The sequence below is a fragment of the Pseudomonas sp. D4-21 genome, from assembly GCF_051132125.1.
Taxonomy (GTDB): domain Bacteria; phylum Pseudomonadota; class Gammaproteobacteria; order Pseudomonadales; family Pseudomonadaceae; genus Aquipseudomonas.
In genome coordinates, this window is sequence record NZ_CP071664.1 from 630,963 (window position 1) to 657,700 (window position 26,738).

At 62.1% G+C, this 26,738-nt stretch carries 21 protein-coding genes, 2 tRNA genes and 1 pseudogene; 18 read left to right on the plus strand and 6 right to left on the minus strand.

What is annotated here, in order from left to right; all coding sequences use genetic code 11:
* Nucleotides 1-91 precede the first annotated feature (91 nt).
* Nucleotides 92-1,162, plus strand: coding sequence for a flagellar motor protein MotB (gene motB / locus J3Q04_RS02785; protein WP_434608092.1), 1,071 nt, complete (start codon nucleotides 92-94; stop codon nucleotides 1,160-1,162).
* A gap of 80 nt (nucleotides 1,163-1,242) precedes the next feature.
* On the opposite strand, the gene rsgA is transcribed toward motB, so the two are convergent.
* Nucleotides 1,243-2,274 (minus strand): small ribosomal subunit biogenesis GTPase RsgA, encoded by a 1,032-nt coding sequence (rsgA, locus tag J3Q04_RS02790; protein ID WP_053117887.1) that lies wholly within the window; start codon nucleotides 2,272-2,274, stop codon nucleotides 1,243-1,245.
* A gap of 118 nt (nucleotides 2,275-2,392) precedes the next feature.
* On the opposite strand from rsgA, the gene orn reads away from it, so the two are divergent.
* Entirely contained in the window at nucleotides 2,393-2,935 is a 543-nt protein-coding gene (gene orn, locus J3Q04_RS02795) for an oligoribonuclease (protein ID WP_420766315.1), read from the plus strand.
* Nucleotides 2,936-3,181: 246 nt separating this feature from the next.
* Complete coding sequence (locus tag J3Q04_RS02800) at nucleotides 3,182-3,793, plus strand: trimeric intracellular cation channel family protein (RefSeq protein WP_420766182.1); 612 nt, start codon at nucleotides 3,182-3,184, stop codon at nucleotides 3,791-3,793.
* Here the strand turns inward: J3Q04_RS02800 and queG are convergent.
* The gene (gene queG / locus J3Q04_RS02805) at nucleotides 3,775-4,854 is read right to left on the minus strand and encodes a tRNA epoxyqueuosine(34) reductase QueG (RefSeq protein ID WP_420766183.1); all 1,080 of its coding nucleotides are present in this window, start codon (nucleotides 4,852-4,854) and stop codon (nucleotides 3,775-3,777) included. The genes J3Q04_RS02800 and queG overlap by 19 nt on opposite strands.
* Before the next feature lie 63 nt (nucleotides 4,855-4,917).
* Between queG and J3Q04_RS02810 the strand changes: the two genes are divergently transcribed.
* From J3Q04_RS02810 to J3Q04_RS02870, 13 genes and pseudogenes are all read left to right on the plus strand, one after another.
* Nucleotides 4,918-6,417, plus strand: coding sequence for an NAD(P)H-hydrate dehydratase (locus tag J3Q04_RS02810; RefSeq protein ID WP_434608089.1), 1,500 nt, complete (start codon nucleotides 4,918-4,920; stop codon nucleotides 6,415-6,417).
* Nucleotides 6,405-6,875, plus strand: coding sequence for a tRNA (adenosine(37)-N6)-threonylcarbamoyltransferase complex ATPase subunit type 1 TsaE (gene tsaE, locus J3Q04_RS02815; RefSeq protein ID WP_434608087.1), 471 nt, complete (start codon nucleotides 6,405-6,407; stop codon nucleotides 6,873-6,875). The genes J3Q04_RS02810 and tsaE overlap by 13 nt, the downstream gene beginning before the upstream one ends.
* Nucleotides 6,876-8,306, plus strand: a complete 1,431-nt coding sequence (locus J3Q04_RS02820; RefSeq protein WP_434560970.1) for an N-acetylmuramoyl-L-alanine amidase — start codon at nucleotides 6,876-6,878, stop codon at nucleotides 8,304-8,306.
* The gene (gene mutL / locus J3Q04_RS02825) at nucleotides 8,303-10,216 is read left to right on the plus strand and encodes a DNA mismatch repair endonuclease MutL (RefSeq protein ID WP_434608084.1); all 1,914 of its coding nucleotides are present in this window, start codon (nucleotides 8,303-8,305) and stop codon (nucleotides 10,214-10,216) included. Before J3Q04_RS02820 ends, mutL begins: the two co-directional genes overlap by 4 nt.
* Nucleotides 10,216-11,187, plus strand: coding sequence for a tRNA (adenosine(37)-N6)-dimethylallyltransferase MiaA (gene miaA, locus J3Q04_RS02830; RefSeq protein ID WP_434608083.1), 972 nt, complete (start codon nucleotides 10,216-10,218; stop codon nucleotides 11,185-11,187). Before mutL ends, miaA begins: the two co-directional genes overlap by 1 nt.
* A 92-nt stretch (nucleotides 11,188-11,279) precedes the next feature.
* The gene (hfq, locus tag J3Q04_RS02835) at nucleotides 11,280-11,540 is read left to right on the plus strand and encodes an RNA chaperone Hfq (protein ID WP_003186419.1); all 261 of its coding nucleotides are present in this window, start codon (nucleotides 11,280-11,282) and stop codon (nucleotides 11,538-11,540) included.
* 12 nt (nucleotides 11,541-11,552) lie between these two features.
* A complete protein-coding gene (gene hflX, locus J3Q04_RS02840) occupies nucleotides 11,553-12,854 on the plus strand; it encodes a ribosome rescue GTPase HflX (protein WP_420766189.1) in 1,302 nt (433 codons plus the stop codon).
* 85 nt (nucleotides 12,855-12,939) lie between these two features.
* On the plus strand, nucleotides 12,940-14,115 hold the full coding sequence (gene hflK, locus J3Q04_RS02845) for an FtsH protease activity modulator HflK (protein ID WP_420766190.1): 1,176 nt from the start codon (nucleotides 12,940-12,942) through the stop codon (nucleotides 14,113-14,115).
* A complete protein-coding gene (hflC, locus tag J3Q04_RS02850; RefSeq protein ID WP_420766191.1) occupies nucleotides 14,115-14,984 on the plus strand; it encodes a protease modulator HflC in 870 nt (289 codons plus the stop codon). Before hflK ends, hflC begins: the two co-directional genes overlap by 1 nt.
* A gap of 323 nt (nucleotides 14,985-15,307) precedes the next feature.
* Nucleotides 15,308-16,495 (plus strand): ATP phosphoribosyltransferase regulatory subunit, encoded by a 1,188-nt coding sequence (locus J3Q04_RS02855; protein ID WP_420766192.1) that lies wholly within the window; start codon nucleotides 15,308-15,310, stop codon nucleotides 16,493-16,495.
* A gap of 55 nt (nucleotides 16,496-16,550) precedes the next feature.
* Nucleotides 16,551-17,843, plus strand: a complete 1,293-nt coding sequence (locus tag J3Q04_RS02860) for an adenylosuccinate synthase (RefSeq protein WP_003186407.1) — start codon at nucleotides 16,551-16,553, stop codon at nucleotides 17,841-17,843.
* Nucleotides 17,844-18,968: 1,125 nt separating this feature from the next.
* Nucleotides 18,969-19,022, plus strand: a pseudogene (locus J3Q04_RS02865) (hypothetical protein); the annotation flags it as partial.
* 201 nt (nucleotides 19,023-19,223) lie between these two features.
* Complete coding sequence (locus J3Q04_RS02870) at nucleotides 19,224-19,928, plus strand: methyl-accepting chemotaxis protein (protein ID WP_420766316.1); 705 nt, start codon at nucleotides 19,224-19,226, stop codon at nucleotides 19,926-19,928.
* A 115-nt stretch (nucleotides 19,929-20,043) separates the two neighbouring features.
* Here J3Q04_RS02870 and J3Q04_RS02875 read toward each other — a convergent pair whose 3' ends face one another.
* From J3Q04_RS02875 to J3Q04_RS02890, 4 genes are all read right to left on the minus strand, one after another.
* A complete protein-coding gene (locus tag J3Q04_RS02875; RefSeq protein WP_434608079.1) occupies nucleotides 20,044-21,609 on the minus strand; it encodes an ABC transporter permease in 1,566 nt (521 codons plus the stop codon).
* On the minus strand, nucleotides 21,609-22,619 hold the full coding sequence (locus J3Q04_RS02880) for an extracellular solute-binding protein (RefSeq protein WP_434608077.1): 1,011 nt from the start codon (nucleotides 22,617-22,619) through the stop codon (nucleotides 21,609-21,611). The genes J3Q04_RS02875 and J3Q04_RS02880 overlap by 1 nt, the downstream gene beginning before the upstream one ends.
* A gap of 164 nt (nucleotides 22,620-22,783) precedes the next feature.
* A tRNA-Leu gene (locus J3Q04_RS02885) sits at nucleotides 22,784-22,870 on the minus strand.
* A 175-nt stretch (nucleotides 22,871-23,045) separates the two neighbouring features.
* Nucleotides 23,046-23,132, minus strand: a tRNA-Leu gene (locus tag J3Q04_RS02890).
* Nucleotides 23,133-23,358: 226 nt separating this feature from the next.
* Here J3Q04_RS02890 and rnr point away from each other — a divergent pair.
* Nucleotides 23,359-25,977 (plus strand): ribonuclease R, encoded by a 2,619-nt coding sequence (rnr, locus tag J3Q04_RS02895; RefSeq protein WP_434608075.1) that lies wholly within the window; start codon nucleotides 23,359-23,361, stop codon nucleotides 25,975-25,977.
* The gene (gene rlmB, locus J3Q04_RS02900; protein WP_420766196.1) at nucleotides 25,974-26,735 is read left to right on the plus strand and encodes a 23S rRNA (guanosine(2251)-2'-O)-methyltransferase RlmB; all 762 of its coding nucleotides are present in this window, start codon (nucleotides 25,974-25,976) and stop codon (nucleotides 26,733-26,735) included. The genes rnr and rlmB overlap by 4 nt, the downstream gene beginning before the upstream one ends.
* Nucleotides 26,736-26,738: the final 3 nt, after the last annotated feature.

The window sequence follows — 26,738 nt, forward strand, 5'->3', positions numbered from 1 at the left end:
CATAGCCCGCTATGGCGAGGAGCGGCAACACAGTATGGCAGCAACAGGCACCGTCAAAATGGAACAGTATTTGTGAAGCAGAGCACTCGTTATGGAGAATAACCAACCGATCATCGTCAAGCGCGTCAAGCGTATAGCTGGCGGGCATCACGGCGGCGCCTGGAAAATCGCTTTCGCTGACTTTGCCACGGCGATGATGGCGTTCTTCCTGGTGCTGTGGCTGCTGTCCACGGCGACGCCGGAACAGAAGATCGCGATCGCCGGTTACTTCAAGGACCCGGTGGGTTTTTCCGAGAGCGGCACGCCGTACATCATCGATCTGGGCGGCTCGCCTGTCCTGGCGCCGGAAAATACCCTCAACCCCGAGGTCAAGTCCCAGCCCCAGCCCGACAAGGCGACCGTCGACGCCAATGAGGCCGAGGGCATGGCCGAGCAGGTCGAGCGCGAGCGCCTGGAATTGCTCCTGCAAGAGTTGCAGAACAAGGTCGAAGAAAATCCCGAATTGCAGAAATTCAAGGACCAGATCCTGTTCGAGATCACGCCGAACGGCCTGCGCATCCAGATCATGGACGCCGATAACCGGCCGATGTTCGACTCTGGCAGCGCGCGGCTCAAGCCGTATTTCGAAGACATCCTGCTGGCCATGGCCGACACCATCAAGGCGGTGCCGAACAAGATCAGTATCAGCGGCCATACCGATGCCAAACCGTACGTGGGCAAAGGCGATTTCGGTAACTGGGAACTCTCGGCCAACCGCGCCAACGCGGCACGTCGCGCCCTGGTGGCGGGCAGCTATCCGGATGAGCAAGTGGCGCGGGTGGTCGGTTATGCGTCTTCGGCACTGTTCGATCGCCAAGACCCTTTCAATCCGGTCAACCGGCGTATCGATATCGTGGTGTTGACCAAGAAGGCCCAAAAAGCCATCGAGGGTTCACAAGCAGACGATTCGGTGCCCGATTCGGTGCCCGGTTCGGTGCCCGATTCGGCCCAAGGCGAGGGCGCGCCAGGTGAAGTGTCGGTGCCACCGGCCGCGCCAGGTGCAGCGGTCGATCCGAACGCCTTGCCGGCGGACCAGCAGCCGGTGCCGGCCCACGAGTTGCGCGAACGCCTGAACCTGTTCGACGACGCCGCACCGAAACCGGCCGAGCCGCCGGCGCAGTGATCCACAAAAAAGCCGACATCATTGTCGGCTTTTTTGTGGTTATCGGTTTACTTGAGACTCGTCACCATAGTGACCAACAGTCAGTAACTGCTCTCCGGCAGGCTGGCAATGATCGAGCGGTAACTGTTCATCCGTTGCTGGTGCACGCGGCCTTCTTCCAGTGCCTTGAGCAAGGCGCACCCGGGTTCGCGATCATGCTTGCAGTCGCGGAAGCGGCAGGTGCCGATCAGCTCGTTGAATTCGATGAAGCCGGCTTCGACATCCGCCCGGCTGACGTGGCCCAGGCCGAATTCGCGGATGCCCGGCGAGTCGATCAGTTCGCCGCCGCCGGGAAAGTGGAACAGCCGCGCGGTGGTTGTGGTGTGCGTGCCCTGGCCGGACAGCTCGGACAACGGCCCGACGCGGGTCTCGACCTCTGGCAGCAGGCTGTTGACCAACGAAGACTTGCCGACGCCGGACTGGCCGACGAACACGCTGATGCGTCCGTCCAGTTGCCGCTGCAATTGTTCCATGCCGTTGCCGTGATGGGCGGAGACCTCCAACACTGGGTAACCCAGGTCCCGATAGACCGACAGCAGTGCATTCAGCGCCGGGGCGTTGTGCTCATCGATCAGGTCGAACTTGTTGAGCAGCAGCAGCGGACGGATGCCGGCGTGTTCGGCCGCTACAAGGTAGCGGTCGATCAGGTTGGCGTGGGGCTCGGGCAACGGAGCGAACACGATGACGATCATGTCGACGTTGGCGGCCACTGGCTTGAGTTGGCCCCGGCTGTCGGGACGGCACAGCTCGGTGTGCCGGGGCAGTTGCGCGACGATCACGCCGATGCCCTGGTTGCCGGCACGCCAGACCACTTGGTCGCCGGTCACCAGCGCTGGCAGGTTGGCGCGCAGGTGGCAGCGGAACACCTGGCCGGCCAGTTCGCCTTCCTGGGCCTCGACCTCGACCTGCACACCGAAGTGAGCGATCACCAGGCCGGTCTGCTCGGGGCCCAGGTCACCGCCTTCCAAGGCTTCGACAGCGCTGGATTCGCGCTTGGCGGCACGGGCGGCACGCTCGCCCTGGATCTTTTCGATGCGCCAGTTCTGACGACGATTGAGTTGGCGTTTGGCCATGGGTGTTCCGTATGAAGAAATACATCGATTGGTTTAAAACGGCGGCGAGTTTAGCACGCCCAAGGGGCTGCCTAAGCTAAACTGCGCAGCTAAGCCGAGGAGCTCCCCCATGCAAAACCTGCAAAACCCGCAGAACCTGATCTGGATCGACCTGGAAATGACCGGTCTGAACCCTGACACCGACGTCATCATCGAAATGGCCACCATCGTCACCGACAGCGATCTCAATACCTTGGCCGAAGGGCCGGTGATCGCAATCCATCACAGTGACGAGATCCTGGCCGGCATGGACGAGTGGAACACCCGCCAACACGGCGGCTCGGGCCTGACCCAACGGGTGCGCGAGAGCAAGATCAGCATGGCCGAGGCTGAAGCCCAGACCATCGCTTTCCTCGAACAATGGGTGCCTAGGGGCAAGTCGCCGATCTGCGGCAACAGCATCTGCCAGGACCGTCGCTTCCTGTACACCCACATGAAATCCCTGGAAAGCTATTTCCATTACCGCAACCTTGACGTCTCCACGCTCAAGGAACTAGCCGCTCGCTGGGCTCCCGAAGTGCGCGACAGTTTCCAGAAAGGCAGTACGCACCTGGCCCTGGACGACATCCGCGAATCCATCGCCGAGCTGAAGCATTACCGCAAGCACTTCATCAAGTTCTGAGCCAACCCCAAGCGATTGGCGGGCAAGCTTTTGTGGCGAGGGGATTTTCCCGTTGGGCTGCGGAGCAGCCCCTTGACCTGATGTCTGGTTGTGTCAGGCCGGTCGGTGTTGGTTGTATTTGGGGCTGCTTTGCAGCCCAGCGGGGATAAATCCCCTCGCCACGCTCCGGCAGCCGGCGGATCTTGCCCTCTTTTGGTGCCCGCCCAAACTGGCTAGACTGCGCGCCTTCCCGCAAGGACCGCCACCATGTTGCTGATGCTGTATCTGATCGCCATTACCGCCGAAGCCATGACCGGCGCGCTATCCGCCGGGCGGCGTGGCATGGACTGGTTTGGTGTGGTGCTGATCGCCTGCATCACGGCGCTGGGTGGTGGCTCGGTGCGCGACGTGTTGCTCGGTCACTACCCGCTCACATGGGTCAAGCATCCGGAATACCTGGTGCTCACCACCGCGGCTGCGATGCTCACGGTGTTCCTGGCGCGCTGGATGCGTCACCTGCGCTCGCTATTTTTGGTGCTCGATGCCGTGGGGTTGGTGGCATTTACGCTGATTGGCTGCATGACTGCGCTGGAAATGGGCCATGGCATGTTGGTCGCCTCGGTGAGCGGCGTGATCACGGGGGTATTTGGCGGCATCCTGCGGGATATCTTCTGTAACGATATTCCGCTGATCTTCCGTCGCGAGCTCTACGCCAGCGTCTCGTTTGCCGCCGCGTGGTGCTATTTGTTATGCGTCTACCTGCAATTGCCCAGCGAGCAGTCGATCCTCATCACATTGTTTGGCGGTTTTCTGCTGCGGCTCCTGGCGATTCGTTTTCACTGGGAAATGCCTAAGTTCGTCTATAACGACGAAGTCTGACGCGTGGCGTGCTGGCGCAGCGCCCATTCCACGTGTTCGCGCACCAGTTCCGACGGATAATCGCGCCGCGCCTCCAGCGCTTGCAGCACGGGAATCGTTGACGGCGCGTTGCCCAGGCCCACCGCCAGATTGCGCAGCCAACGTTCGTACCCAGCACGGCGCAACGGTGAGCCTTCGGTACTGCTGAGGAATTTTTCCTCGTCCCACATGAACAGCTCCGCCAGCCCGGCGTTGTCCAGGTTGTGCCGTGGCTTGAAGTCGCTTTCGCCGGATGGCCGGGCGAAGCGGTTCCATGGACAAACGATCTGGCAGTCATCGCAACCGAACACCCGGTTGCCGATCAAGGGCCGCAGATCCTCCGGAATGGCGTTCTTCAACTCGATAGTGAGGTATGAAATGCACCGTCGGGCATCCAGTACATAAGGGCCGACGAAGGCATTGGTCGGACAGATGTCCAGGCAAGCGGTGCATTTCCCACAATGCTCGGTGCCGTGGGGCGGGTCCACCGGCAACGGCAGGTCGACAAAAAGCTCGCTGAGGAAAAAATAACTGCCGGCCTTGCGGTTCAGGACCAGGGTGTTCTTGCCGATCCAACCCAGGCCGGCCTGTTCGGCAATGGCTTTTTCCAGCACCGGCGCGCTGTCGACGAAGGCGCGATAGCCGAAGGGGCCGATGGCCTCTTGGATTTTTTCCGCCAGTTGCTGCACGCGCTTACGGATCAATTTGTGGTAATCGCGGCCCAACGCATAACGCGAAACGTAGGCTTTTTCCGGTTCGCCAAGTAATTGGGCCATTTGGGTGTCGCCCGCCAGGTAATCCATGCGCAGCGACACCACCCGCAGCGTGCCGGGCACCAGTTCTTCAGGGTGCGAGCGTTTGCTGCCATGGGCGCCCATATAGTCCATTTCGCCGTGGTAGCCGGCCTCGAGCCAGCGTTGCAGATGTTGTTCATGCTCGGCCAGGTCCAGGCCGCTGATGCCGACCTGCTGGAAGCCCAGCTCGCGGCCCCATTCCTTGATGGATTGGGCGAGGGTGGCAAGGTCTGTGGGAATGGCAGGCATGAGGCGAGAGAAACCGGAGCTGAGATGCGTATAATTCTGCCAGACATCGGAGCCCGAAGACGCATGCCGCAGACTAAAGATGATTTTCCCGACGCGCTGTACAGCGCCGCGCAGGTCCGGGCCTTGGATGCACAGCTGATCGCGGCAGGCACCAGCGGCTTCGAACTGATGCAGCGTGCCGCCCGCGCCACGTGGCGAGCTATCGTGCGACGTTGGCCGCAAAGCGCTGAATTGACCGTGCTGGCCGGGCATGGCAACAACGCCGGCGATGGCTACCTGGTCGCTGCCCTGGCTCGCCGAGCCGGCTGGTCGGTACGGGTCCTGGCCGTGGGCGAGCCCCGGCGCCTGTTGGGTGATGCCGCCAATGCCCATGCAGAGGCCGTGGCCGTGGGTGTGTCGGTGGAGCCTTGGTCGGACGATAGCGAGCTGCGGGGAGTGCTGCTCGACGCGCTGCTCGGCACCGGGACCACCGGCGAAGTGCGCGAGCCTTATATCCGGGCGATCGATACGATCAATGTCAGCGGTTTGCCGGTCGCGGCGGTGGATATACCGTCGGGGCTGTGTGCGGACACCGGCCGAGTGCTCGGGACCGCCGTGGCGGCTGACCTGACCGTGACGTTCATCGGCTTGAAGCTTGGCTTGTTCACCGGGGATGCGGCGGATCGAGTCGGTGAGTTGGTGTTCAACGACCTGCACGCCGACCCTGACATTGTTGAGTCGGCGCCTTCCAGTGCCCGCCTGCTCCTGCCAGTTAATCTGCCGCGCCTGACGCCTCGCCCGCCCACGTCCCACAAAGGCAAGTTCGGTCACGTGCTGTTGATCGGCGGCGACCGGGGTTTCGGCGGCGCGATCCAGATGAGCGCCGAAAGTGCGCTGCGCTGCGGCGCGGGCATGGTTTCGATGGCCACCCGCAGCGAGCACGTCGCCTCGGCGCTGGTCCGTTTGCCTGAGGTGATGGTGCAGGGCACTCATTCGGCCAATCAATTGATGGGCTTGCTCAAGCAGGCCAACGTCCTGGTGGTCGGCCCGGGCTTGGGCCAGGCTGCCTGGGGACGCAGCCTGTTGTCGGCGGCGGCCAATGCTGCGCTGCCCCAGGTGTGGGACGCCGATGCCCTGAATCTGTTGAGCCTTGGCGCGGTCAGCCTGCCCGAACATTGCGTCATTACCCCGCATCCGGGCGAGGCAGCGCGATTGCTGGGGATATCCACGGCTCAGGTGCAGGCCGACCGCTCGGCGGCGGCTCACGCCTTGAGCCAGAAATACACAGCTACCGTGATCCTCAAGGGGGCCGGCAGCTTGATCGCCAGCCCGGACGGCCGCCTGGCGGTTTGTACCCAAGGCCACCCGGCCATGGCCACCGCCGGCCTGGGGGATGTGCTCGCCGGGGTCGTCGGCGCGTTGCTGGCCCAGGGGCTGGAAGCGTTCGAGGCCGCATGCCTGGCGGTCTGGCTGCATGCCAGCGCGGGCGTCCAGTGCGGTCGCTCGGGCCGGGGATTGGCGGCGACCGATCTGATCCCGGCCATTCGTCAGTTGTTGGAGGAGCATTCACCGTGTCTGAAGTAACCCTGTACTTGGCGGACGAACAAGCCATGACACAATTTGGCGCGCGTATCGCGCAAATCACCGCAGGGCATGGCTTGATCTTTCTCGAGGGCGACCTCGGCGCGGGAAAAACCACCTTGTCCCGTGGCATCATCCGTGGTCTCGGGCACGTCGGCTCAGTCAAGAGCCCTACTTTCACCCTGGTCGAGCCCTACGAGATCGGCGACATCCGAGCGTTTCATTTCGATCTGTATCGGCTGGTCGATCCCGAAGAGCTGGAGTTCCTCGGCATCCGTGATTACTTCGAAGATGACGCCTTGTGCCTGATCGAATGGCCCCAGAAAGGTGCAGGCTTTTTGCCAAAGCCGGACCTGACCATTACCATTGGCGCGCAGAATGGCGGGCGTTCGCTGAAACTGACACCGCAAGGCTCGCGTGGCGAGTCGTGGTGTGCCGCCTTGGCTTTGGAAACTAATTAAATGATGGGGTTTGGTATGCGCTTTCGCGCGGTGGTTGCTGTCGTAGGACTGTTGCTTACGGCACTGGCCGTCGATGCTGTGGCTGAGACAAAGGTCAACAGCGTTCGCCTCTGGCGGGCGCCGGACAATACCCGGCTGGTGTTCGACCTGACAGGCCCGGTGCAGCACAGCGTATTCACCCTGACCGCCCCGGATCGCCTGGTGATCGACATCAATGGCGCGTCCTTGGGCGCGCCGCTGAACGTGCCCACCGCCAACACTCCGATTACCGCCATGCGCTCGGCCCAGCGTACGCCGACCGACCTGCGGGTGGTCGTCGACCTGAAACAGGCGGTGACCCCGAAGAGCTTCACGCTGGCGCCCAACGCCCAGTACGGCAACCGGCTGGTGGTGGACCTGTTCGATAACCCGGCCGATGCCGCGCCGACACCGCCGCCGCCGACCAAAGTCGCCACGGTGCCCGCCGTGCCGGTCACGCCCACTGAACCCGCGATCAAGCTGCCACCGGCCCCGGCCGGCAAACGCGACATCATTGTGGTTATCGACGCCGGACACGGTGGCGAAGACCCTGGCGCCTCGGGTTCGCGCGGGCAGCGTGAGAAGGACGTGGTGCTGTCCATCGCCCGCGAACTGCAACGCCAAGTCAACGGCATGAAAGGCTTCCGCGCCGAACTGACCCGCACGGGCGACTATTTCATTCCCCTGCGCGGACGCACGGAAATCGCCCGCAAGAAGGGCGCGGACCTGTTCGTCTCGATCCATGCCGACGCCGCACCCTCCAAGGCTGCGTTTGGCGCCTCGGTATTTGCCTTGTCCGACCGTGGTGCCACTTCCGAGACCGCCCGCTGGCTGGCCGACAGTGAAAACCGTTCCGACCTGATCGGCGGTGCTGGCAACGTCAGCCTCGACGACAAGGACCGGATGCTCGCCGGTGTGTTGCTGGACTTGTCGATGACCGCCTCGTTGACCTCCAGCCTGAACGTCGGCCAAAAAGTGCTGAGCAACATCGGCCGCGTCACGCCATTGCACAAGCAGCGGGTCGAGCAGGCCGGGTTCATGGTGCTCAAGTCGCCGGACATCCCGTCGATCCTGGTGGAAACCGGGTTCATTTCCAACGCCAACGAAGCCTCTAAACTGTCGTCGTCAAGCCACCAGCAGGCCTTGGCCCGATCCATCAGCAGTGGCGTGCGGCAGTTCTTCCAGCAGAATCCACCGCCCGGCACCTACATCGCCTGGCTGCGCGATTCGGGCAAGATCGCCCAGGGCCCGCGCGACCATCGAGTCAACCCGGGCGAAACCCTGGCTATGATCGCCGTGCGCTATCAGGTGTCGCCCGCGACCTTGCGCAGCGCCAACAATCTGCAAAGTGACGAGCTGAAGATCGGGCAGACCCTGACCATTCCTGGCAACGAAGTGGCGGCCAAGCAATGAGCGATGACGTGATCGACAGCACCGCCCGCATCGAACTGCTCAGCCCTCGGCTGGCGAACCAGATCGCCGCCGGCGAAGTGGTCGAGCGCCCCGCGTCGGTCATCAAGGAGCTGCTGGAAAACAGTCTCGACTCCGGGGCCAGGCGTATTGACGTCGATGTCGAGCAGGGCGGGGTCAAGCTGTTGCGGGTGCGCGACGACGGTCGCGGCATTCCCGCCGATGACCTGCCGCTGGCCCTGGCGCGTCACGCGACCAGCAAGATTCGTGACCTGGAAGACCTCGAACGGGTCATGAGCCTGGGGTTTCGTGGCGAGGCGCTGGCGTCCATCAGTTCGGTGTCACGCCTGACGCTCACGTCCCGCACCCGAAACGCCGATCAGGCCTGGCAGGTCGAGACCGAAGGCCGCGACATGGCTTCCCATGTGCAACCCGCCGCTCATCCGGTGGGCACGTCGGTTGAAGTACGGGACTTGTTCTTCAATACTCCGGCCCGGCGCAAGTTCCTCAAGGCCGAGAAAACCGAATTCGATCATTTGCAGGAAGTCATCAAGCGCCTGGCCCTGGCACGTTTTGACGTGGCGTTTCACCTGCGCCACAACGGCAAGACCATCCTCAGCCTGCACGAGGCCAACGATGATGCGGCTCGCGCCCGGCGTGTGGGCGCGGTGTGTGGCGCGGGTTTTCTGGAGCAGGCCTTGCCCATCGAGGTGGAGCGCAATGGCTTGCACCTGTGGGGTTGGGTCGGCTTGCCGACGTTTTCCCGCAGCCAGGCGGACCTGCAATATTTCTACGTGAACGGCCGTGCGGTGCGCGACAAATTGGTGGCCCATGCGGTGCGCCAGGCCTACCGCGATGTGCTGTTCAATGGTCGGCATCCCACCTTCGTGCTGTTCTTCGAAGTCGACCCATCGGTGGTGGACGTCAACGTCCACCCGACCAAGCACGAAGTGCGTTTCCGTGATGGACGCATGGTCCACGATTTCCTCTATGGCACGTTGCATCGAGCCCTGGGCGATGTTCGGCCGGAAGATCAGTTGGCGGCCCCGGCGGCCGTGGCCGGCATGGTCCGGCCGACCGGGCTGGAGGCCGGCGAGTTTGGCCCCCAGGGGGAAATGCGCCTGGCGGCCCATGCCCTGCTGGAGCAACCCCAGCCCCAACCAGCCTACAACACAGGCGGAAGCGGCGCTGGCAGCGGTTATCAGTATCAATACACGCCGCGCCCACAATCCAATGTGCCGGCAGCCGAGGCCCAGGCCGCGTATCGCGAGTTCTTCAAGCCTCTGCCTGAAACCCCTGCAGCGACATTGCCCGACGGTCAGGGAGATATACCACCGTTGGGTTATGCCCTGGCGCAGCTAAAAGGCATCTACATCCTTTCCGAAAACGCCCAGGGCCTGGTCCTGGTGGATATGCACGCCGCTCACGAGCGGATCATGTACGAGCGATTGAAGATCGCCATGGCCAGCGAAGGCTTGAGCGGCCAACCGTTGTTGGTTCCCGAATCCCTGGCCGTCAGCCAGCGCGAAGCCGATTGCGCTGAAGAGCACATGAGCTGGTTCCAGCGCCTGGGCTTCGAGCTACAGCGCCTGGGCCCGGAAACCCTGGCGATCCGGCAGATCCCGGCCTTGTTGAAACAGGCCGAGGCCAATCGCCTGGTCAGCGACGTGCTGGCGGACCTGATGGAATATGGCACCAGCGACCGGATCCAGGCGCACTTGAACGAATTGCTCGGCACCATGGCCTGCCACGGCGCGATCCGCGCCAACCGGCGCCTGGCCCTGCCGGAAATGAACGGCCTGTTGCGGGACATGGAAAACACCGAACGCAGCGGTCAATGCAACCATGGCCGGCCGACCTGGACCCAACTGGGCCTGGACGACCTGGACAAACTGTTCCTGCGCGGTCGTTGATGAGCCAGTTGCCACCCGCGATTTTCCTGATGGGGCCGACGGCCGCCGGCAAGACCGACCTGGCCATCGAACTGACCAAGGTCTTGCCCTGCGAGTTGATCAGCGTCGATTCGGCGCTGGTCTACCGGGGCATGGACATCGGCACCGCCAAACCGTCGAAAGCTTTGCTGGCTGAATATCCCCATCGGCTGATCGACATCCTCGACCCGGCCGAAGCCTATTCGGCGGCTGATTTTCGGCGTGATGCGCTCCAGGCCATGGCCGAGATCACTGCGCGAGGCAAGATTCCGCTGCTGGTGGGCGGTACGATGCTGTACTACAAAGCCCTGGTCGATGGCCTGGCGGACATGCCGGCGGCCGATCCCGAGGTGCGCGCACAGATCGAAGAAGAGGCTGTGCGCCTTGGCTGGCAAGCGCTTCACGAACAATTGGCGGTGATCGATCCTGAATCGGCGGCGCGCATTCACCCCAACGACCCGCAGCGGCTCAGCCGGGCCCTGGAGGTTTATCGGGTGAGCGGCCAGAGCATGACGGCCCTGCGGCAGCGACAATCTGCGCAAAGTACTGAAGCAGCCGCTTCGGGACTGCAACAATTGCCCTATACTGTCGCGAATCTGGCCATCGCTCCGGCGAACCGGCAAGTGCTGCATCGGCGAATTGAACAAAGATTCACATTAATGTTGGAACAGGGATTCATAGACGAGGTCGTAGCCCTGCGTGAGCGAAGTGACCTGCATGCCGGGTTGCCGTCTATACGTGCGGTGGGTTATCGACAAGTCTGGGACTACCTGGACGGCAAGCTGACGTCAGCCGAGATGCGCGAGCGTGGAATCATTGCCACGCGCCAATTGGCGAAACGCCAGTTCACCTGGCTGCGCAGCTGGACTGACTTGCATTGGCTTGACAGCCTTGATTGCGACAATCTGCCACGCGCCTTGAAATACCTCGGGACCATCTCCATATTGAGCTGAGTCCTTGCAATTGCCGTCTATCCTTGGGGGTGTGACGGCCCAAGCCATCTGAATTCCGATTTTTATAATTGATCCTTAAAGGAGTGCGGCACATGTCAAAAGGGCATTCGCTACAAGACCCTTACTTGAACACTTTACGTAAAGAGAAAGTTGGGGTGTCCATCTATCTGGTCAACGGGATCAAACTGCAAGGCACGATCGAGTCGTTCGACCAGTTCGTCATCCTGCTGAAGAACACCGTCAGCCAGATGGTCTACAAACACGCTATCTCGACAGTGGTGCCGGTTCGTCCGATTCGTCTGCCTAGCGCAACCGAATCCGAAGGCGGTGACGCTGAGCCGGGTAACGCTTGATAGGAGCCTCCTTTGTTCTTTGAGCGCCACGGTGGTGGTGAGCGGACCATTCTCGTTCACTTGGAAGGACAGGACCCTGAGGCGCGCGAAGATCCGCAGGAGTTTCAGGAATTGGCAATTTCGGCCGGCGCCGAGACCGTCGCGTTTTTCAACGTGCCGCGTCATCGGCCAACCGCCAAATTCCTGATCGGCAGTGGCAAGGTCGAGGAGTTGCGCGACCTGGTCAAAGCCGAGCACATCGATCTGGTGATTTTCAATCACATCCTCACGCCCAGTCAGGAACGCAACCTCGAACGTGTCTTCGAGTGCCGCGTGATCGACCGCACCGGGCTGATTCTCGATATCTTCGCCCAACGCGCGCGTACCCATGAAGGCAAGCTCCAGGTCGAACTGGCCCAGCTTGAGCACATGAGCACGCGGCTGGTCCGCGGCTGGACTCACCTTGAGCGCCAGAAAGGCGGTATCGGCCTGCGGGGCCCGGGTGAAACCCAGCTGGAAACCGACCGGCGCCTGCTGCGGGTTCGCCTGCGCCAGATCAAAGGGCGGCTGGAGAAAGTCCGCAGCCAGCGCGAGCAATCGCGGCGCGGCCGCAAGCGGGCCGACATCCCGACGGTTTCACTGGTGGGTTATACCAACGCCGGCAAATCAACCCTGTTCAACAACGTCACCCAATCCGATGTCTATGCCGCCGACCAGTTGTTCGCCACGCTCGACCCGACCTTGCGTCGGCTCGACCTGAGCGACCTCGGGCCCATCGTGCTGGCCGATACCGTGGGTTTCATCCGGCATTTGCCGCATAAGCTGGTCGAGGCTTTCCGGGCTACGCTCGAAGAGTCGAGCAACTCCGACCTGCTGCTGCACGTGATCGATGCCGCCGAACCGGACCGGATGCTGCAGATCGAACAGGTCATGGTGGTGCTGGGAGAGATCGGGGCCCAGGACTTGCCGATCCTCGAGGTATACAACAAACTCGATTTGCTCGAAGGCGTGGAGCCGCAGATCCAGCGCGATGCCGACGGAAAGCCGCAGCGGGTCTGGCTTTCGGCCCGTGATGGCAGTGGCCTGGACCTGCTCAAGCAGGCCGTGGCGGAACTGCTGGGCGATGACCTGTTTGTGGGCACCTTGAAGCTGCCGCAGCGTTTTGCCCGGCTGCGTGCGCAGTTTTTCGAGTTGGGGGCGGTGCAGAAAGAAGAACACGACGAAGAAGGCATCTGCCTGCTGGCCGTTCGCCTGCCTCGGTCGGAACTGAACCGGCTGGTCAGTCGCGAAGGGCTCCAGCCGATGGAATTCATCGAGCAACACACTTTGCAATAAAAGCCTGAGAAAGCTGTGTCAGGCATTCTGTAGCATTGGCCGGCGCGCCGTGGGTGCGTCTTTGCTTTATCAGATGGAGAGCGCTATGGCTTGGAATGAGCCGGGTGGCAACTCGAATAACCAGGATCCCTGGGGCGGCAAGCGTCGTAACAACGGCGACCGCAAGGGACCACCGGATCTCGACGAGGCCTTCCGCAAGCTGCAGGACAGCCTGAACGGTTTGTTCGGTGGTGGTAGGAAACGCGGTGACGATGGCGGCAGCCGTCCGGGCAAGGGCGGCGGTTTCGGCCTGCTCGGCATCGGCCTTGTCGTGCTCGCGGCTGTCTGGCTGTACAGCGCGGTGTATGTCGTGGACGAGCAGGAGCAGGCCGTGGTGCTGCGCTTCGGCAAATACTACGAAACCGTCGGCCCGGGCCTGAACATCTATTTCCCGCCGATCGACCAGAAGTACATGGAAAACGTCACGCGCGAGCGTGCCTACTCCAAGCAGGGCCAGATGCTGACCGAAGACGAGAACATCGTCGAAGTGCCGCTGACCGTACAGTACAAGATCACCAACCTGCAGGACTTCGTGCTCAACGTCGACCAGCCGGAGATCAGCCTGCAACACGCGACTGAAAGCGCCCTGCGCCACGTGGTGGGTTCCACCGCCATGGACCAGGTGCTGACCGAAGGTCGTGAGCTGATGGCCAGCGAAATCAAGGAGCGCCTGCAACGGTTCCTCGATACCTATCGCACCGGTATCACGGTCACCCAGGTCAACGTCCAGAGCGCAGCGGCACCGCGCGAAGTGCAGGAAGCCTTTGACGACGTGATCCGCGCCCGTGAGGACGAGCAACGCTCGCGCAACCAGGCCGAAACCTATGCCAACGGCGTTGTGCCGGAAGCCCGTGGTCAGGCCCAGCGCATCATCGAAGATGCCAACGGTTATCGCGACGAAGTGGTTTCCCGCGCCAAGGGTGAGGCTGATCGCTTCACCAAACTGGTAGCCGAGTATCGCAAGGCGCCTGAAGTCACGCGCCAGCGCCTGTACCTGGACACCATGCAGGAAGTCTTCAGCAACACCAGCAAGGTCCTCGTTACCGGCAACAAGGACGGCCAGAGCAATCTGCTGTACCTGCCGCTGGACAAGATGGTCGAGAGTGGTCGCAACACCGGCACACCGCCAACCGGCGCGGCGGCAGCCGCCAGCAATGAAGCCAATGCCCGCGCGGCGGCGGACCTGCAGCAACAGCAAGCACGTACCAGGGAGAGTCGCTGATGAGCAATAAATCGCTGATCGCCCTTATTGTCGGCGTCGTCGTGGCGATCGCTGCCTGGAACTGCTTCTATATCGTGGCTCAGACCGAGCGCGCGGTGTTGCTGCAATTCGGTCGCGTGGTCCAGGCTGATGTCCAGCCAGGGCTGCATGTGAAGGTGCCGTACGTTAACAAGGTGCGCAAGTTCGATGCGCGCTTGATGACGTTGGACGCACCGACGCAGCGCTTCCTGACGCTGGAAAAGAAAGCCGTGATGGTCGATGCCTACGCCAAGTGGCGCGTGAAGGATGCCGAGCGCTTCTACACCGCGACCTCTGGTCTCAAGCAGATCGCCGACGAACGTTTGTCCCGTCGCCTGGAGTCGGGCCTGCGTGACCAGTTCGGTAAACGTACCCTGCACGAAGTGGTGTCCGGTGAGCGCGACGCGCTCATGGCAGACATCACCCGCTCGCTGAACGCGATGGCGGAAAAAGAGCTGGGTATCGAAGTGGTCGACGTGCGTGTCAAGGCCATCGACCTGCCGAAGGAAGTGAACCGCAGCGTGTTCGAGCGCATGAGCACCGAGCGTGAGCGTGAAGCCCGCGAGCACCGTGCAAAGGGTAACGAGCTGGCCGAAGGCATCCGTGCCGACGCCGATCGTCAACGCCGCGTGCTGCTGGCCGAAGCCTATCGTGAATCGGAAGAGGTCCGTGGTGATGGTGATGCCCAGGCCGCTGCGATCTACGCCAAGGCCTATGGCCAGGACCAGGAGTTCTACGCGTTCTACCGTAGCCTGCGTGCCTACCGTGAAAGCTTCGCGAACAAATCCGACGTCATGGTCCTGGACCCAAGCAGTGACTTTTTCCATTACCTGGAAAAGGCCAAGCCTTGATGCGACGTTGACCTGAAGCACTCCGCCCGGCGGCTAAAACGTCGGGCGGGGTGATCCTTTGGGAAAACGTGTGTATGATGCGGCAGCCGGGAAATTCCCGGCTTTTTTGCGTCTGCGCGTTCGATTGTGGTTTATACGGTGCAGGCGTCGGGTTGAATGACCCGACAGGTTTTTCGAGGAAAGTGCTTGGCGAGGCCGATCCAGGGCCATTCGTCACGTCGCCCTTGCGCGTTGTTTGCGGTTTTTCGCATGACGCGGGCATTTTCTGCTTCACTCAAGGCCAGCCCGAAAGCTGGCCGCCCGGACCATAGGGGAATGGCGTAATGGCAACGGTAGACCGCTGGCTGCTGCCAGATGGCATCGAAGAAGTACTGCCACCGGAAGCCGCGCGTATCGAAGTAGCGCGTCGGCAGGTGTTGGATCTGTTCCAGAGTTGGGGTTACGAGTTCGTCGTTACCCCGCATATCGAGTACCTGGAATCCCTGCTGACCGGTGCGGGCCAGGACCTGGATTTGCGCACCTTCAAGGTTATCGACCCGCAATCGGGCCGGCAGATGGGCTTTCGGGCCGACATCACGCCACAAGTGGCACGCATCGATGCCCACACCTTGCGCCGCGAAGGCCCGAGCCGTCTGTGCTACGCCGGCAGTGTCCTGCATGCCCAGCCGCGTGCCTTGTCGTCTTCGCGCAGCCCGATCCAGTTGGGCGCCGAACTCTATGGCGACGCCAGCCCAGTCAGTGACGTGGAAGTCATCAGCCTGATGTTGGCCATGCTGCAACTGGCCGACGTGCCGGATGTCCACATGGACCTGGGCCATGTCGGCATCTACCGTGGCCTGGCCCGTGCGGCCGGTTTGTCCGGTGAAGTGGAGCAGCGGTTGTTCGACGCCTTGCAGCGCAAGGCCATCGATGAAGTCATCAGCCTGACCGAAGGGCTGCCGAGCGACCTGTCCGGCATGTTGCGGGCATTGGTGGATCTTTGCGGCGGCCGTGAAGTGCTGGGCGCGGCCCGCGAACGCTTGGCCGGCGCGCCGGCACCGGTGTTGGCGGCGCTGGACGACCTGTTGGCGATTGCCGAGCGTCTGTCGGTGCGTTTCCCTGAGTTGCCGCTGTATTTCGACCTGGGTGAGCTGCGCGGCTATCACTATCACACTGGCGTGGTGTTCGCAGTGTTTGTACCGGGCGTTGGCCAGTCCATCGCCCAGGGCGGTCGCTACGACGACATTGGCGCCGACTTCGGTCGCGCCCGTCCGGCGACCGGCTTCTCTACCGATTTGAAAACCCTGGTGACCCTGGGGCGTGCTGAAATCGAGTTACCGTCCGGCGGTATCTGGATGCCTGACAGTACGGATGCGGCACTCTGGCAGATGGTCTGCCAGTTGCGCAGTGAGGGTCAGCGTGTCGTCCAGGCCTTGCCTGGGCAACCTTTGGCCGCCGCCCGTGAAGCGGACTGCGACCGGCAATTGATTCAGCAGAACGGGCTTTGGCAAGTATTGCCGCTGGCTTCTTGAGTTTTCCTGCCGGCCTGGAGCCGGCACCAAGTTTGCGCGAATGAGGACAAGTGTTATGGGTAAGAATGTCGTAGTCCTGGGCACCCAGTGGGGTGATGAGGGCAAAGGCAAGATCGTTGATCTGCTGACCGAACATGCTGCCGCCGTAGTGCGCTACCAAGGTGGCCACAACGCCGGTCACACCCTGGTGATCGACGGTGAAAAAACCGTTCTGCACCTGATTCCATCGGGCGTGCTGCGCGAAGGCGTGCAGTGCTTGATCGGCAACGGTGTGGTGGTGGCGCCCGACGCCCTGCTGCGGGAAATCATCAAGCTGGAAGAGAAAGGCGTACCGGTGCGCGAGCGCCTGCGCATCAGCCCGTCCTGCCCGCTGATCCTGTCCTATCACGTTGCGCTGGACCAGGCCCGTGAAAAGGCCCGTGGCGAGCTGAAGATCGGCACCACCGGCCGCGGCATCGGCCCGGCCTATGAAGACAAGGTGGCCCGTCGTGGCCTGCGGATCGGTGACCTCTTCCACCGTGAGCGTTTCGCCGCCAAGCTGGGCGAGTTGCTGGATTACCACAACTTCGTGCTGGTCAATTACTACAAAGAGCCGGCCATCGACTTCCAGAAGACCCTGGACGAGTGCATGGAATACGCCGAGTTGCTCAAGCCGATGATGCTCGACGTCACCGCCGAGCTGCACGAGCTGCGCCGCGCCGGTAAGGACATCATGTTCGAAGGTGCCCAGGGCTCGCTGCTGGACATCGACCACGGCACCTATCCGTACGTCACCAGCTCCAACACCACCGCTGGCGGCATCGCCACCGGTTCGGGTTTTGGCCCGATGTACCTGGACTACATCCTGGGCATCACCAAGGCCTACACCACCCGCGTCGGTTCGGGGCCGTTCCCGACTGAGCTGTTCGACGACGTCGGTGCGTTCCTGGCCAAGCGTGGCCACGAGTTCGGTGCAACCACCGGTCGTGCCCGTCGTTGCGGCTGGTTCGACGCCGTCATCCTGCGTCGCGCCATCGACGTCAACAGCATCTCGGGCCTTTGCCTGACCAAGCTGGACGTGTTGGACGGCCTGGAAACCATCAACATCTGCGTGGGTTACAAGAACCAGGACGGCGCTGTCATCGACGCACCGACCGACGCCGACAGCTACATCGGCCTGGAGCCGGTTTACGAGCAGATGCCAGGCTGGACCGAGTCCACCGTGGGTGCCAAGACCCTGGAAGAGCTGCCAGTGGCCGCGCGCAACTACATCAAGCGCGTCGAAGAGTTGGTCGGCGCGCCGATCGACATTATTTCGACGGGGCCGGACCGCAACGAAACCATCGTTCTGCGTCATCCATTTGCCTGATAAGTCGTTGATGTAACAAGCAAAGGGCTCCGTATGGAGCCCTTTGTCGTTTCTGCCTGTCGGGCGGCATGACACTTGCTACGCATCTCCATTAAGGCACCCCTTCCAGGCGTGCCATCAAATTAATGGCGTTTGGTAGAGGGATTTCACGTGTCGGCCGTTCTCTCACTGTTACAAAGCCGTTTGCTGCGGCCTGTTTTCGTTACCCTCGGTATCGCCCTTTTGGTGCAGGTGCTGGTGGCCGTTGCGCTTACCCGAAGCACGGTCACCGCGCTTGAGTCCGACCTGGGCGCGCGCCTGGGCGTTGACAGCCAGAAACTGGCGGGTGAGTTGGAGCAGGCTGGGCGAGAAGTCACCTCCAGCCTGGACAGCTTGTCCACCAGTACCCGCCAGCGATTGACCGCGGGGTTGTCTTCCCGTCTGAAGGACGAGCAGGCTCAACTGCGTGCAACCCTGGAAAAAGACCTGAGGGATTCCGCCAATGATATGGCGCAGCTTCTGGCCTCGGTCGCGCCCCGGGCAATGTGGGACAGCGACGTGCCCACCCTGTCCGAATTCGCCCGTCGGGCCCAGCGCAATCCCAATGTACTGTTCGTCATTTATGACGACGCCGCAGGGGAACACCTGACTCGCTACCTGAACCGGGAAAACCCGATCAACAAGGCCCTGCTGGAAAAGGGCAAGGGCGATCGGGCGCTGGATAAAGTATTGGATGCGGCGAAGAACGATCCATCGGTTTATTACCTCGAAGCGTCGATCAACCCCAATGGCGTCGAGATCGGCAAGGTGCTGATGGGCGTTTCCACCGCCTCGGTGGAAACCGACCTCAAGGCGCTCGACCAGCGCTTCTCCGCGCTGATTGCCAGCAGCGATCAATTGGTGGGCGACAGCCTCAAGGGCGCGGCTGCCGACAGTGCCGCAGCCATGCGTGGCCGCCTGGGCTCGGCGCAGGCCACCGCCACCGATATGCAGACCAATACCGCCGTCACGGTTCAAGAAGCCGCAGAGACCTTGCGTTGGCGCATCGGCCTGGGCCTGGCGTTGGTAGGGTTGGGCGTGTTGGTGTTGTTGGCCGTGGTGCTGGGGCGTCGGGTGGTCAATCGCTTGAAGTTGTTGATCGCCGCGATGAACGATCTGGCGGCGGGCGAGGGTGACCTGACCAAGCGCGTGCAAATCAACAGCAAAGACGAAATCGGCGACATGGCTTCGGCGGTCAACCGCTTTGTGGATAAATTGCAACCCATCGTGCGCGAGGCGGGCGATGTGGCCCAGCGTACCGGTCAGGAGATCGGCGCGATGACCCTGCGCAACTCGGGCGCCGACGCGGCGGCCGGCATGCAGCGCGATGAAGTGGCCGAGAGCCTGCGTGCGCTGTCGCAGATGGCCGATGAGGCTCAATCGGAAAGCCAGGCGATGCAGGCGGCCTTGCAACAGGTAGCGGAGATCCGTCAGGCCACCGATGAAACCACCCGCACGTCAGCCAAGGTCGGCGGCTTGATCGAAGCGTTGGCCGGGCAGGTCGACACGGGGGCGAAAGTCATCGAACGGCTGGCCCAGCAGAGCGAGCAGATCGAAGTCGTGTTGACGGTGATCCATGGTATTGCCGAGCAAACCAACCTGTTGGCCCTGAACGCGGCCATCGAGGCGGCGCGCGCCGGGGAGACCGGACGCGGCTTCGCGGTGGTGGCGGATGAAGTGCGGGCGCTGGCAAGCAAGACCCAGAGCTCGACGGGCGATATCCAGGCGCACATCGTGGCCTTGCAACAAGGCGCGCGCGAAGCCGTGGCGGCCATCGGCCAAGCGGGACGGCAGGCCAATGAAGGTCTGTCAGTGTTGCGTGACAGCGCGCGGCTGCAGCAGTCGGTGCAGGCGTCGGTCGAGCAGGTTCACGCGGCCATCGGCTTGGCGACTCAAGCAGCCGCGCATCAAGCCCAGGGCGCGCAAGCGGTACGCGGCCGGGTTGAGACCATCCACGCCCAGGCCGAGAAGGCTGCCCAGGCGGTGGTCGAGACCACGGCCAGCGGCAAGGTGCTGGATAAACTGGCGGCGCAGTTGAAGGCCAGCCTGGGTCAGTTCAGGGCTTGATTCGAGGTTGTGGCGGGCCCTTCGCGAGCGGGCTCGCTCCCACAGGTTTTTTGCCGTTTACAAAACGGGTGTCTACACCAACTTTGTGGGAGCGAGCCTGCTTGCGAAAGCGGACTCAGCGACTCAGATACATCCGCGTCGTCAGCAAATAGACTGGCAACCCCGACACCAGAATCAACAGCGCCGCATAGGGCGCCGCCGCTGCGAATTCCACATTCGACGTATGTGCCCAGACCGCCGTCGCCAACGTATTGAGTCCGGTCGGGCTCAGCAACAGCGTCGCGGTCAATTCCTTCATCGCATCCAGGAACACCAGGGCGAACGCCGCGCCCAGGGCCGGGAAGATGATCGGCAGGGTCACCCGACAAAACGCACCGAGCGACGAAGCCCCCAACGTCCGCGCCGCTTCTTCCAGTTGTGGGGCGGCCTTGTTCAGCGCCGTACGCACCGGTGCTTGGGCCAGCGGCAGGAACAGCAGCGCATAGGCAATCAGCAGCAGGCCGGAAGTCTGGTACAGCGCGGGCACGTAGTGCAGGGCGAAATACACCAGGCTCAGGGCGATGACCAGGCCCGGCAGCGCGTGCAGCAAGTAGGGCAGGCGCTCGGCCCAGATCGCCAGCCGCCCCTTGTGGCGCACCACCAGCAGGCCCACCGGTACCGCCAATACGAGGCAGAGGGCGGCGCCGCCCAGCGAAAGCGCCAGGGACGACAGCAGCGCTTCGCCGATCTCGCCCGCCGGGAACGCCGCGGAAGTGCCCACGGCCAGCCAATACGCCAGCATTCCCAGCGGGATACCGCTGCCGATGATCGCCAACGCCAGGCAATACAGTTGACCGCAAAGCATCCACCGGCCCAGGCGTACTTGTTCGGCCTGGCGTGCCGCGCCTTGCCCGGTGCGCACATGGCGCCCCTTGCCGCGCACCCGCAGTTCCAGCCACAACAGGACCAGGCACAGCGTCAGCAATACCGCCGACAACATGGCGGCATTGGCGTTACTGAATTCCAGCTCGAATTGTTGATAGATGGCTGTGGTGAAGGTCTGCAGCCCGATGATTGACAGTGCGCCGAACTCCACCAGCATGTGCAGGGCAATCAGCAACGAACCGGCCAGCAGCGAAGGCCAGAGCAGCGGGAGCGTGACGCGAAAGAACACGCCCCAGCGATTTTGCCCCAGGGTGCGGGCAGACTCTTCGAGGGACGGGTCGAGGTTGCGCAGCGTTGCGGCCACGGGGAGGAAAATCAGTGGGTATTTGGACAGGGTCATCACCAGGATTGCCCCGCCCAATCCCTCGAATTGCGCACTGAGGGATACCCAGGTGAAGCTGCTGACAAACGCCGGCACGGCGAACGGCAGGCACAAGACAACGCCCCAGATACGACGCCCCGGCAGGTTGCTGCGTTCCAGCAGCCAGGCCAGGGACAGGCCGACGATGCCGCAGGCCAGCGTGACGCCGGCCATCAACGCCAAGGTGTTGCGCAGCAAGCCGAATACATAGGGCCGCCACAACAGATGCAGTGCCTCGGTCCAGCCGGCCTGCCAGGTCTTGGTGACGACGTAGAGCAGTGGCAGCAGGCTCAGCAAAACGAGCAGCAGCACGGGCAGCAGCAACCCGATCGAGGGGCGCTTGCGCCGGGGCACGTAGACCCCGGCTGGAGGAGAGGCGCTCAGCGACGACATCATCAGTTCAAGCCGACTTCACGTTCCAGCTCCAATGCTTCTTCGGCGTTACCCAGGTCGGCGGGCGTCACTCTTGGCGGCTCCAGTTCATTGAACGGCTTGAGGCCGCGATCCGACGTCATGCCCTTGTGCAAAGGATATTCGGCGGACGTCTGGGTAATCACCCGCTGCCCCTCCTCGCTGGCCATATAGGCAAGCAACTGTTGGGCCTCCTTGGGGTGTTTGCTGGATTTCAGTGCCGCGGCGCTGGAGACGGTGACCAGGCCACCGGCATCACCGCCAGTGAAGTAATGCAGCTTGGAATCCAGCTGTCCCTTCTCCCGCTGCAGGGCGAACCAGTAGTAATTGTTCACCAGGACCGTCGCCACTTCACCGTTCTCCACGGCTTTGAGGGCGACCATGTTGTTGCTGTAGACCTTGCCGAACGCACGTAGCCCGGTGAGCCATTCTTCGGCGGCTTCCTTGCCGTGCAATTTGATGATCGCAACGGCTTGTTCCTGGAATGCGCCGCTGGTCGGTACGAAGCCGACCTTGCCTTGCCATTGTGGCTGGGCGAAATCGAGGACGGTTTTCGGGAGGTCCTTTTCATCGATCAGTTTGGGGTTATAGGCAACCACGCGAACGCGAGCGGTCACGCCCATCCAGGAGCCGTTGCTGGCGACATAATCCTTGGGAAGCACGTTGAGGGTCGCATCGTCGATCTTCGCCAGCAGACCTTGTTCACCAAGTTTGTTCAGCGGCGGCGATTCTTCGGTATAGATCACATCGGCCGGGGAGCGGTCGCCTTCCTCGACGACTTGGCTGGCGAGCTGGTTGCTGCTGCCCTTGCGAACGTTGACGTGGATACCGGTCTTGGCTTCGAAGGCCTTGGCCAGTTCATCGCCGACTTCTTTGTGTTGGCCGTTATAGAGTGTCAGTTCAATTTTGTCGGCGGCTTGGGTGAGGGGTGTTGCGAGGGTCAGGCCGAGCAGGGTGCAGGTCAGGGCGCGGCGCAGGGTGGTTCGAAACATCATTCGCGGGGTTCCTCACTGTCGTGTAGCAAAAACTTGTAACAATGATAAACGATATTGTTTCTCATGTGCGTTGTGGCGAGGGAGTTTTCGGGTGCCGGAAACGCAAAAACCCGCTTTCGCGGGTTTCTGTGAGGTTCAAGGTGTATAACCTTGAAGCTTGAATTTGGTGCCCAGAAGAAGACTCGAACTTCCACGACCTTGCGGTCACCAGCACCTGAAGCTGGCGTGTCTACCAATTTCACCATCTGGGCAGCATCTGCAGCGTTGCCGCTGTTGATGTGGTGCACTATACGGAGCGCGTTTTGATCTGTAAACCCCTGTTTTTATTTTGATAATTGCCAAACACATTCCAGGGGCCTGAAACGCAAAAACCCGCTTTCGCGGGTTTTTGTGAGGCTGGCAGGCCGTTGACCTGCTGCTCGAAATTGGTGCCCAGAAGAAGACTCGAACTTCCACGACCTTGCGGTCACCAGCACCTGAAGCTGGCGTGTCTACCAATTTCACCATCTGGGCAATATCGGCAACGTGAGTGCGTCGTCGATGGCGCGCACTATACGGAGCGTGTTTTTAACTGTAAACCCCCAGGAACAAAAAAAACGCTAAATTTCACGAGCGGTGCAATCAGGGGCTTCAAAGGCCTGTCGAAAGACTTTAGAAAAGGCATCTGCTGCTTGAAATTTCCCGTTTCATTACGCCTATGCCAAACTAACCCGCATATAGACAAGGTGAAAACTCTCTAATGGCCGATTGGCAGTCCCTCGATCCCGAGGCCGCTCGTGAAGCGGAAAAATATGAAAACCCTATTCCTAGCCGCGAACTGATCCTGGCGCATCTCGCCGATCGGGGTTCGCCTGCTAGCCGTGAGCAGCTGGTCGAAGAGTTCGGCCTGACCACCGAGGACCAGCTCGAAGCCCTGCGCCGCCGTCTGCGTGCCATGGAGCGCGATGCTCAACTGATCTACACCCGGCGTGGCACTTATGCTCCGGTCGACAAGCTCGACCTGATCCTGGGCCGTATCGCCGGTCACCGCGACGGTTTCGGTTTCCTGATCCCCGACGATGGCAGCGACGATCTGTTCATGAGCCCGGCGCAGATGCGCCTGGTGTTCGATGGCGACCGTGCGCTGGCCCGGGTGTCCGGCCTGGATCGGCGCGGGCGCCGTGAAGGCGTGATCGTCGAAGTGGTGTCCCGTGCGCACGAAACCATCGTGGGGCGTTATTTCGAGGAAGGTGGCATCGGCTTCGTCGTCGCCGACAACCCGAAGATCCAGCAGGAAGTGCTGGTCACCCCAGGTCGCAACGCCAACGCGCAGATCGGGCAGTTCGTCGAGGTGAAGATCACTCACTGGCCAACCCCGCGCTTTCAGCCTCAGGGCGATGTGGTGGAAGTGGTCGGCAACTACATGGCGCCGGGCATGGAAATCGACGTTGCCCTGCGCACCTACGACATTCCTCACGTCTGGCCTGAAGCGGTCCTGAAAGAGGCCGCCAAGCTCAAGCCGGAAGTTGAAGAGAAGGACAAGGAAAAGCGCATCGACCTGCGTCACCTGCCGTTCGTCACCATCGACGGTGAAGACGCCCGGGACTTCGACGATGCGGTCTACTGCGAAGCCCGGCCCGGCAAGTTGCGCCTGTTCTCCGGCGGCTGGAAGTTGTATGTGGCCATTGCCGACGTTTCCAGCTACGTGAAGCTCGGCTCGGCGCTGGACGCTGAAGCCCAGGTGCGCGGCAACTCGGTGTATTTCCCCGAGCGCGTCGTGCCGATGTTGCCAGAGCAACTGTCCAACGGCTTGTGCTCGCTCAACCCCCATGTCGATCGCCTGGCCATGGTTTGCGAGATGACCATCTCCAAAGCCGGCGAGATGACTGACTACTGCTTTTATGAAGCCGTGATCCATTCCCACGCGCGCCTGACCTACAACAAGGTCAGCGCGATGCTGGAAACGCCGAAGCTGGCCGAGTCGCGCAAGCTTCGTGGTGAATACACGGATGTGCTGCCGCACCTCAAGCAGCTCTATTCGCTGTACAAGGTATTGCTGGCGGCGCGTCACGTACGGGGCGCGATCGATTTCGAAACCCAGGAAACCCGGATTATCTTCGGTACCGAGCGCAAGATCGCCGAAATCCGGCCGACCGTGCGCAACGATGCCCACAAGCTGATCGAGGAATGCATGCTGGCGGCCAACGTCGCTACCGCCGAGTTCCTGAAGAAGCATGAAATCCCTGCCTTGTACCGGGTCCACGACGGCCCGCCGCCGGAGCGCCTGGAAAAATTGCGGGCCTTCCTCGGTGAGCTTGGCTTGTCCCTGCACAAAGGCAAGGAAGGTCCGACGCCGAAGGATTACCAAGCCCTGCTGGCGAGTATCAAGGATCGTCCGGACTTCCACCTGATCCAGACTGTGATGCTGCGTTCTTTGAGCCAAGCGGTGTACAGCGCCGATAACCAGGGCCACTTCGGCCTCAACTACGAGGCGTACACCCACTTCACATCGCCGATCCGTCGCTATCCCGATCTGCTCACGCACCGGGCCATCCGCAGCGTGATCCATTCGAAGATGAACACCCCGCACGTCAAGCGTGCCGGTGCGATGACCATTCCGAAGGCGCGTATCTACCCGTACGACGAAGCGGCTCTGGAGCAACTCGGCGAGCAGTGCTCGATGAGTGAGCGGCGCGCCGACGAAGCGACTCGCGACGTGGTGAACTGGCTCAAGTGCGAGTACATGAAGGATCGCGTTGGCGAGTCGTTCCCGGGCGTGATCACCGCCGTGACCGGGTTTGGCCTGTTCGTCGAGTTGACCGATATCTACGTCGAGGGCCTGGTGCATGTCACCGCGCTGCCGGGTGACTACTACCACTTCGACCCTGTGCATCACCGCCTGGCCGGCGAACGCACCGGCCGCAGCTTCCGTCTTGGCGATACCGTCGAAGTACGGGTGATGCGCGTCGACCTGGATGAACGCAAGATCGACTTCGAGATGGCGGAAAAAACCATCAGCGCACCGATCGGCCGCAAGAAGCGTGGCGCCGAAACCACAGCGCCTGCCGCCAAGACCGCCGCCGAGCCCGCACCGTCCAAATCCGGACGTCGCGGTCCGGCCAAGGAAAAGGCCGGCGAAGCCTATCGTCCGAGCGATGCGGCGGCGAAGAACGCCGAATTGCGTAAGAGTCGCGAAATGAAACAGGCCTTGCTGGCCGAAGCCAAGAGCGGCGGTAAAGCGGCGTCCGGGGGCAAGGCCGGCCGGTCGGCTCCGGAGAAGGCGAGCGGCAAGCCGAGCAAACACCGTAAAGGCCCGCCGAAAGCAGGCTCGGCCCCTGCCAAGAGTGGCGGGGCGCGTAAACCCAAGGCCAAATCATGAGTCAGTTGGAAAAAATCTACGGCGTGCATGCCGTGGAGGCGTTGTTGCGTCACCACCCCAAGCGGGTCAAGCAGATCTGGTTGGCGGAAGGTCGTAGCGACCCGCGGGTCCAGACCTTGGTCGAGCTGGCCGGCGAAAACCGCGTTGCGGTCGGTCAGGCCGAGCGGCGCGAGATGGACGCCTGGGTCGAAGGGGTGCATCAAGGCGTCGTGGCCGAGGTCAGCCCGAGTCAGGTATGGGGCGAGGCGATGCTCGACGAGCTGCTCGATCGCACCGAAGGCGCGCCGTTGTTGCTGGTACTGGATGGCGTGACCGACCCGCACAACCTCGGCGCCTGCCTGCGTTCGGCGGACGCCGCCGGTGCGTTGGCGGTGATCGTGCCCAAGGACAAGTCCGCGACATTGACGCCGGTCGTGCGCAAGGTCGCTTGTGGCGCTGCGGAAGTTATCCCGTTGGTGGCAGTGACCAACCTGGCGCGCACCCTGGAAAAGCTCCAGCAGCGCGGCTTGTGGGTTGTCGGCACGGCGGGCGAGGCCGAGGTCAGTATTTATGACCAGGACTTGACCGGCCCTACCATCCTGATCATGGGCGCCGAAGGAAAGGGCATGCGCCGTCTGACCCGCGAGCATTGCGATTACCTGGTCAAGCTGCCGATGGCCGGCAGCGTCAGCAGCCTCAATGTCTCGGTCGCCACCGGTGTGTGCCTGTTCGAGGCTCAGCGCCAGCGTGGCGCCAAGTCGGCCGCCAAAAAAAACTGATCT

What these genes read in the sequence shown, in the direction of transcription:
- motB (WP_434608092.1), top strand. Translation starts at nt 92, where the DNA reads ATGGAGAATAACCAACCGATCATCGTCAAGCGCGTCAAGCGTATAGCT.
- rsgA (WP_053117887.1), bottom strand. Translation starts at nt 2,274, where the DNA reads ATGGCCAAACGCCAACTCAATCGTCGTCAGAACTGGCGCATCGAAAAG.
- J3Q04_RS02800 (WP_420766182.1), top strand. Translation starts at nt 3,182, where the DNA reads ATGTTGCTGATGCTGTATCTGATCGCCATTACCGCCGAAGCCATGACC.
- queG (WP_420766183.1), bottom strand. Translation starts at nt 4,854, where the DNA reads ATGCCTGCCATTCCCACAGACCTTGCCACCCTCGCCCAATCCATCAAG.
- J3Q04_RS02810 (WP_434608089.1), top strand. Translation starts at nt 4,918, where the DNA reads ATGCCGCAGACTAAAGATGATTTTCCCGACGCGCTGTACAGCGCCGCG.
- J3Q04_RS02820 (WP_434560970.1), top strand. Translation starts at nt 6,876, where the DNA reads ATGATGGGGTTTGGTATGCGCTTTCGCGCGGTGGTTGCTGTCGTAGGA.
- mutL (WP_434608084.1), top strand. Translation starts at nt 8,303, where the DNA reads ATGAGCGATGACGTGATCGACAGCACCGCCCGCATCGAACTGCTCAGC.
- miaA (WP_434608083.1), top strand. Translation starts at nt 10,216, where the DNA reads ATGAGCCAGTTGCCACCCGCGATTTTCCTGATGGGGCCGACGGCCGCC.
- hfq (WP_003186419.1), top strand. Translation starts at nt 11,280, where the DNA reads ATGTCAAAAGGGCATTCGCTACAAGACCCTTACTTGAACACTTTACGT.
- hflK (WP_420766190.1), top strand. Translation starts at nt 12,940, where the DNA reads ATGGCTTGGAATGAGCCGGGTGGCAACTCGAATAACCAGGATCCCTGG.
- hflC (WP_420766191.1), top strand. Translation starts at nt 14,115, where the DNA reads ATGAGCAATAAATCGCTGATCGCCCTTATTGTCGGCGTCGTCGTGGCG.
- J3Q04_RS02855 (WP_420766192.1), top strand. Translation starts at nt 15,308, where the DNA reads ATGGCAACGGTAGACCGCTGGCTGCTGCCAGATGGCATCGAAGAAGTA.
- J3Q04_RS02860 (WP_003186407.1), top strand. Translation starts at nt 16,551, where the DNA reads ATGGGTAAGAATGTCGTAGTCCTGGGCACCCAGTGGGGTGATGAGGGC.
- J3Q04_RS02870 (WP_420766316.1), top strand. Translation starts at nt 19,224, where the DNA reads ATGGCCGATGAGGCTCAATCGGAAAGCCAGGCGATGCAGGCGGCCTTG.
- J3Q04_RS02875 (WP_434608079.1), bottom strand. Translation starts at nt 21,609, where the DNA reads ATGATGTCGTCGCTGAGCGCCTCTCCTCCAGCCGGGGTCTACGTGCCC.
- J3Q04_RS02880 (WP_434608077.1), bottom strand. Translation starts at nt 22,619, where the DNA reads ATGATGTTTCGAACCACCCTGCGCCGCGCCCTGACCTGCACCCTGCTC.
- rnr (WP_434608075.1), top strand. Translation starts at nt 23,359, where the DNA reads ATGGCCGATTGGCAGTCCCTCGATCCCGAGGCCGCTCGTGAAGCGGAA.
- rlmB (WP_420766196.1), top strand. Translation starts at nt 25,974, where the DNA reads ATGAGTCAGTTGGAAAAAATCTACGGCGTGCATGCCGTGGAGGCGTTG.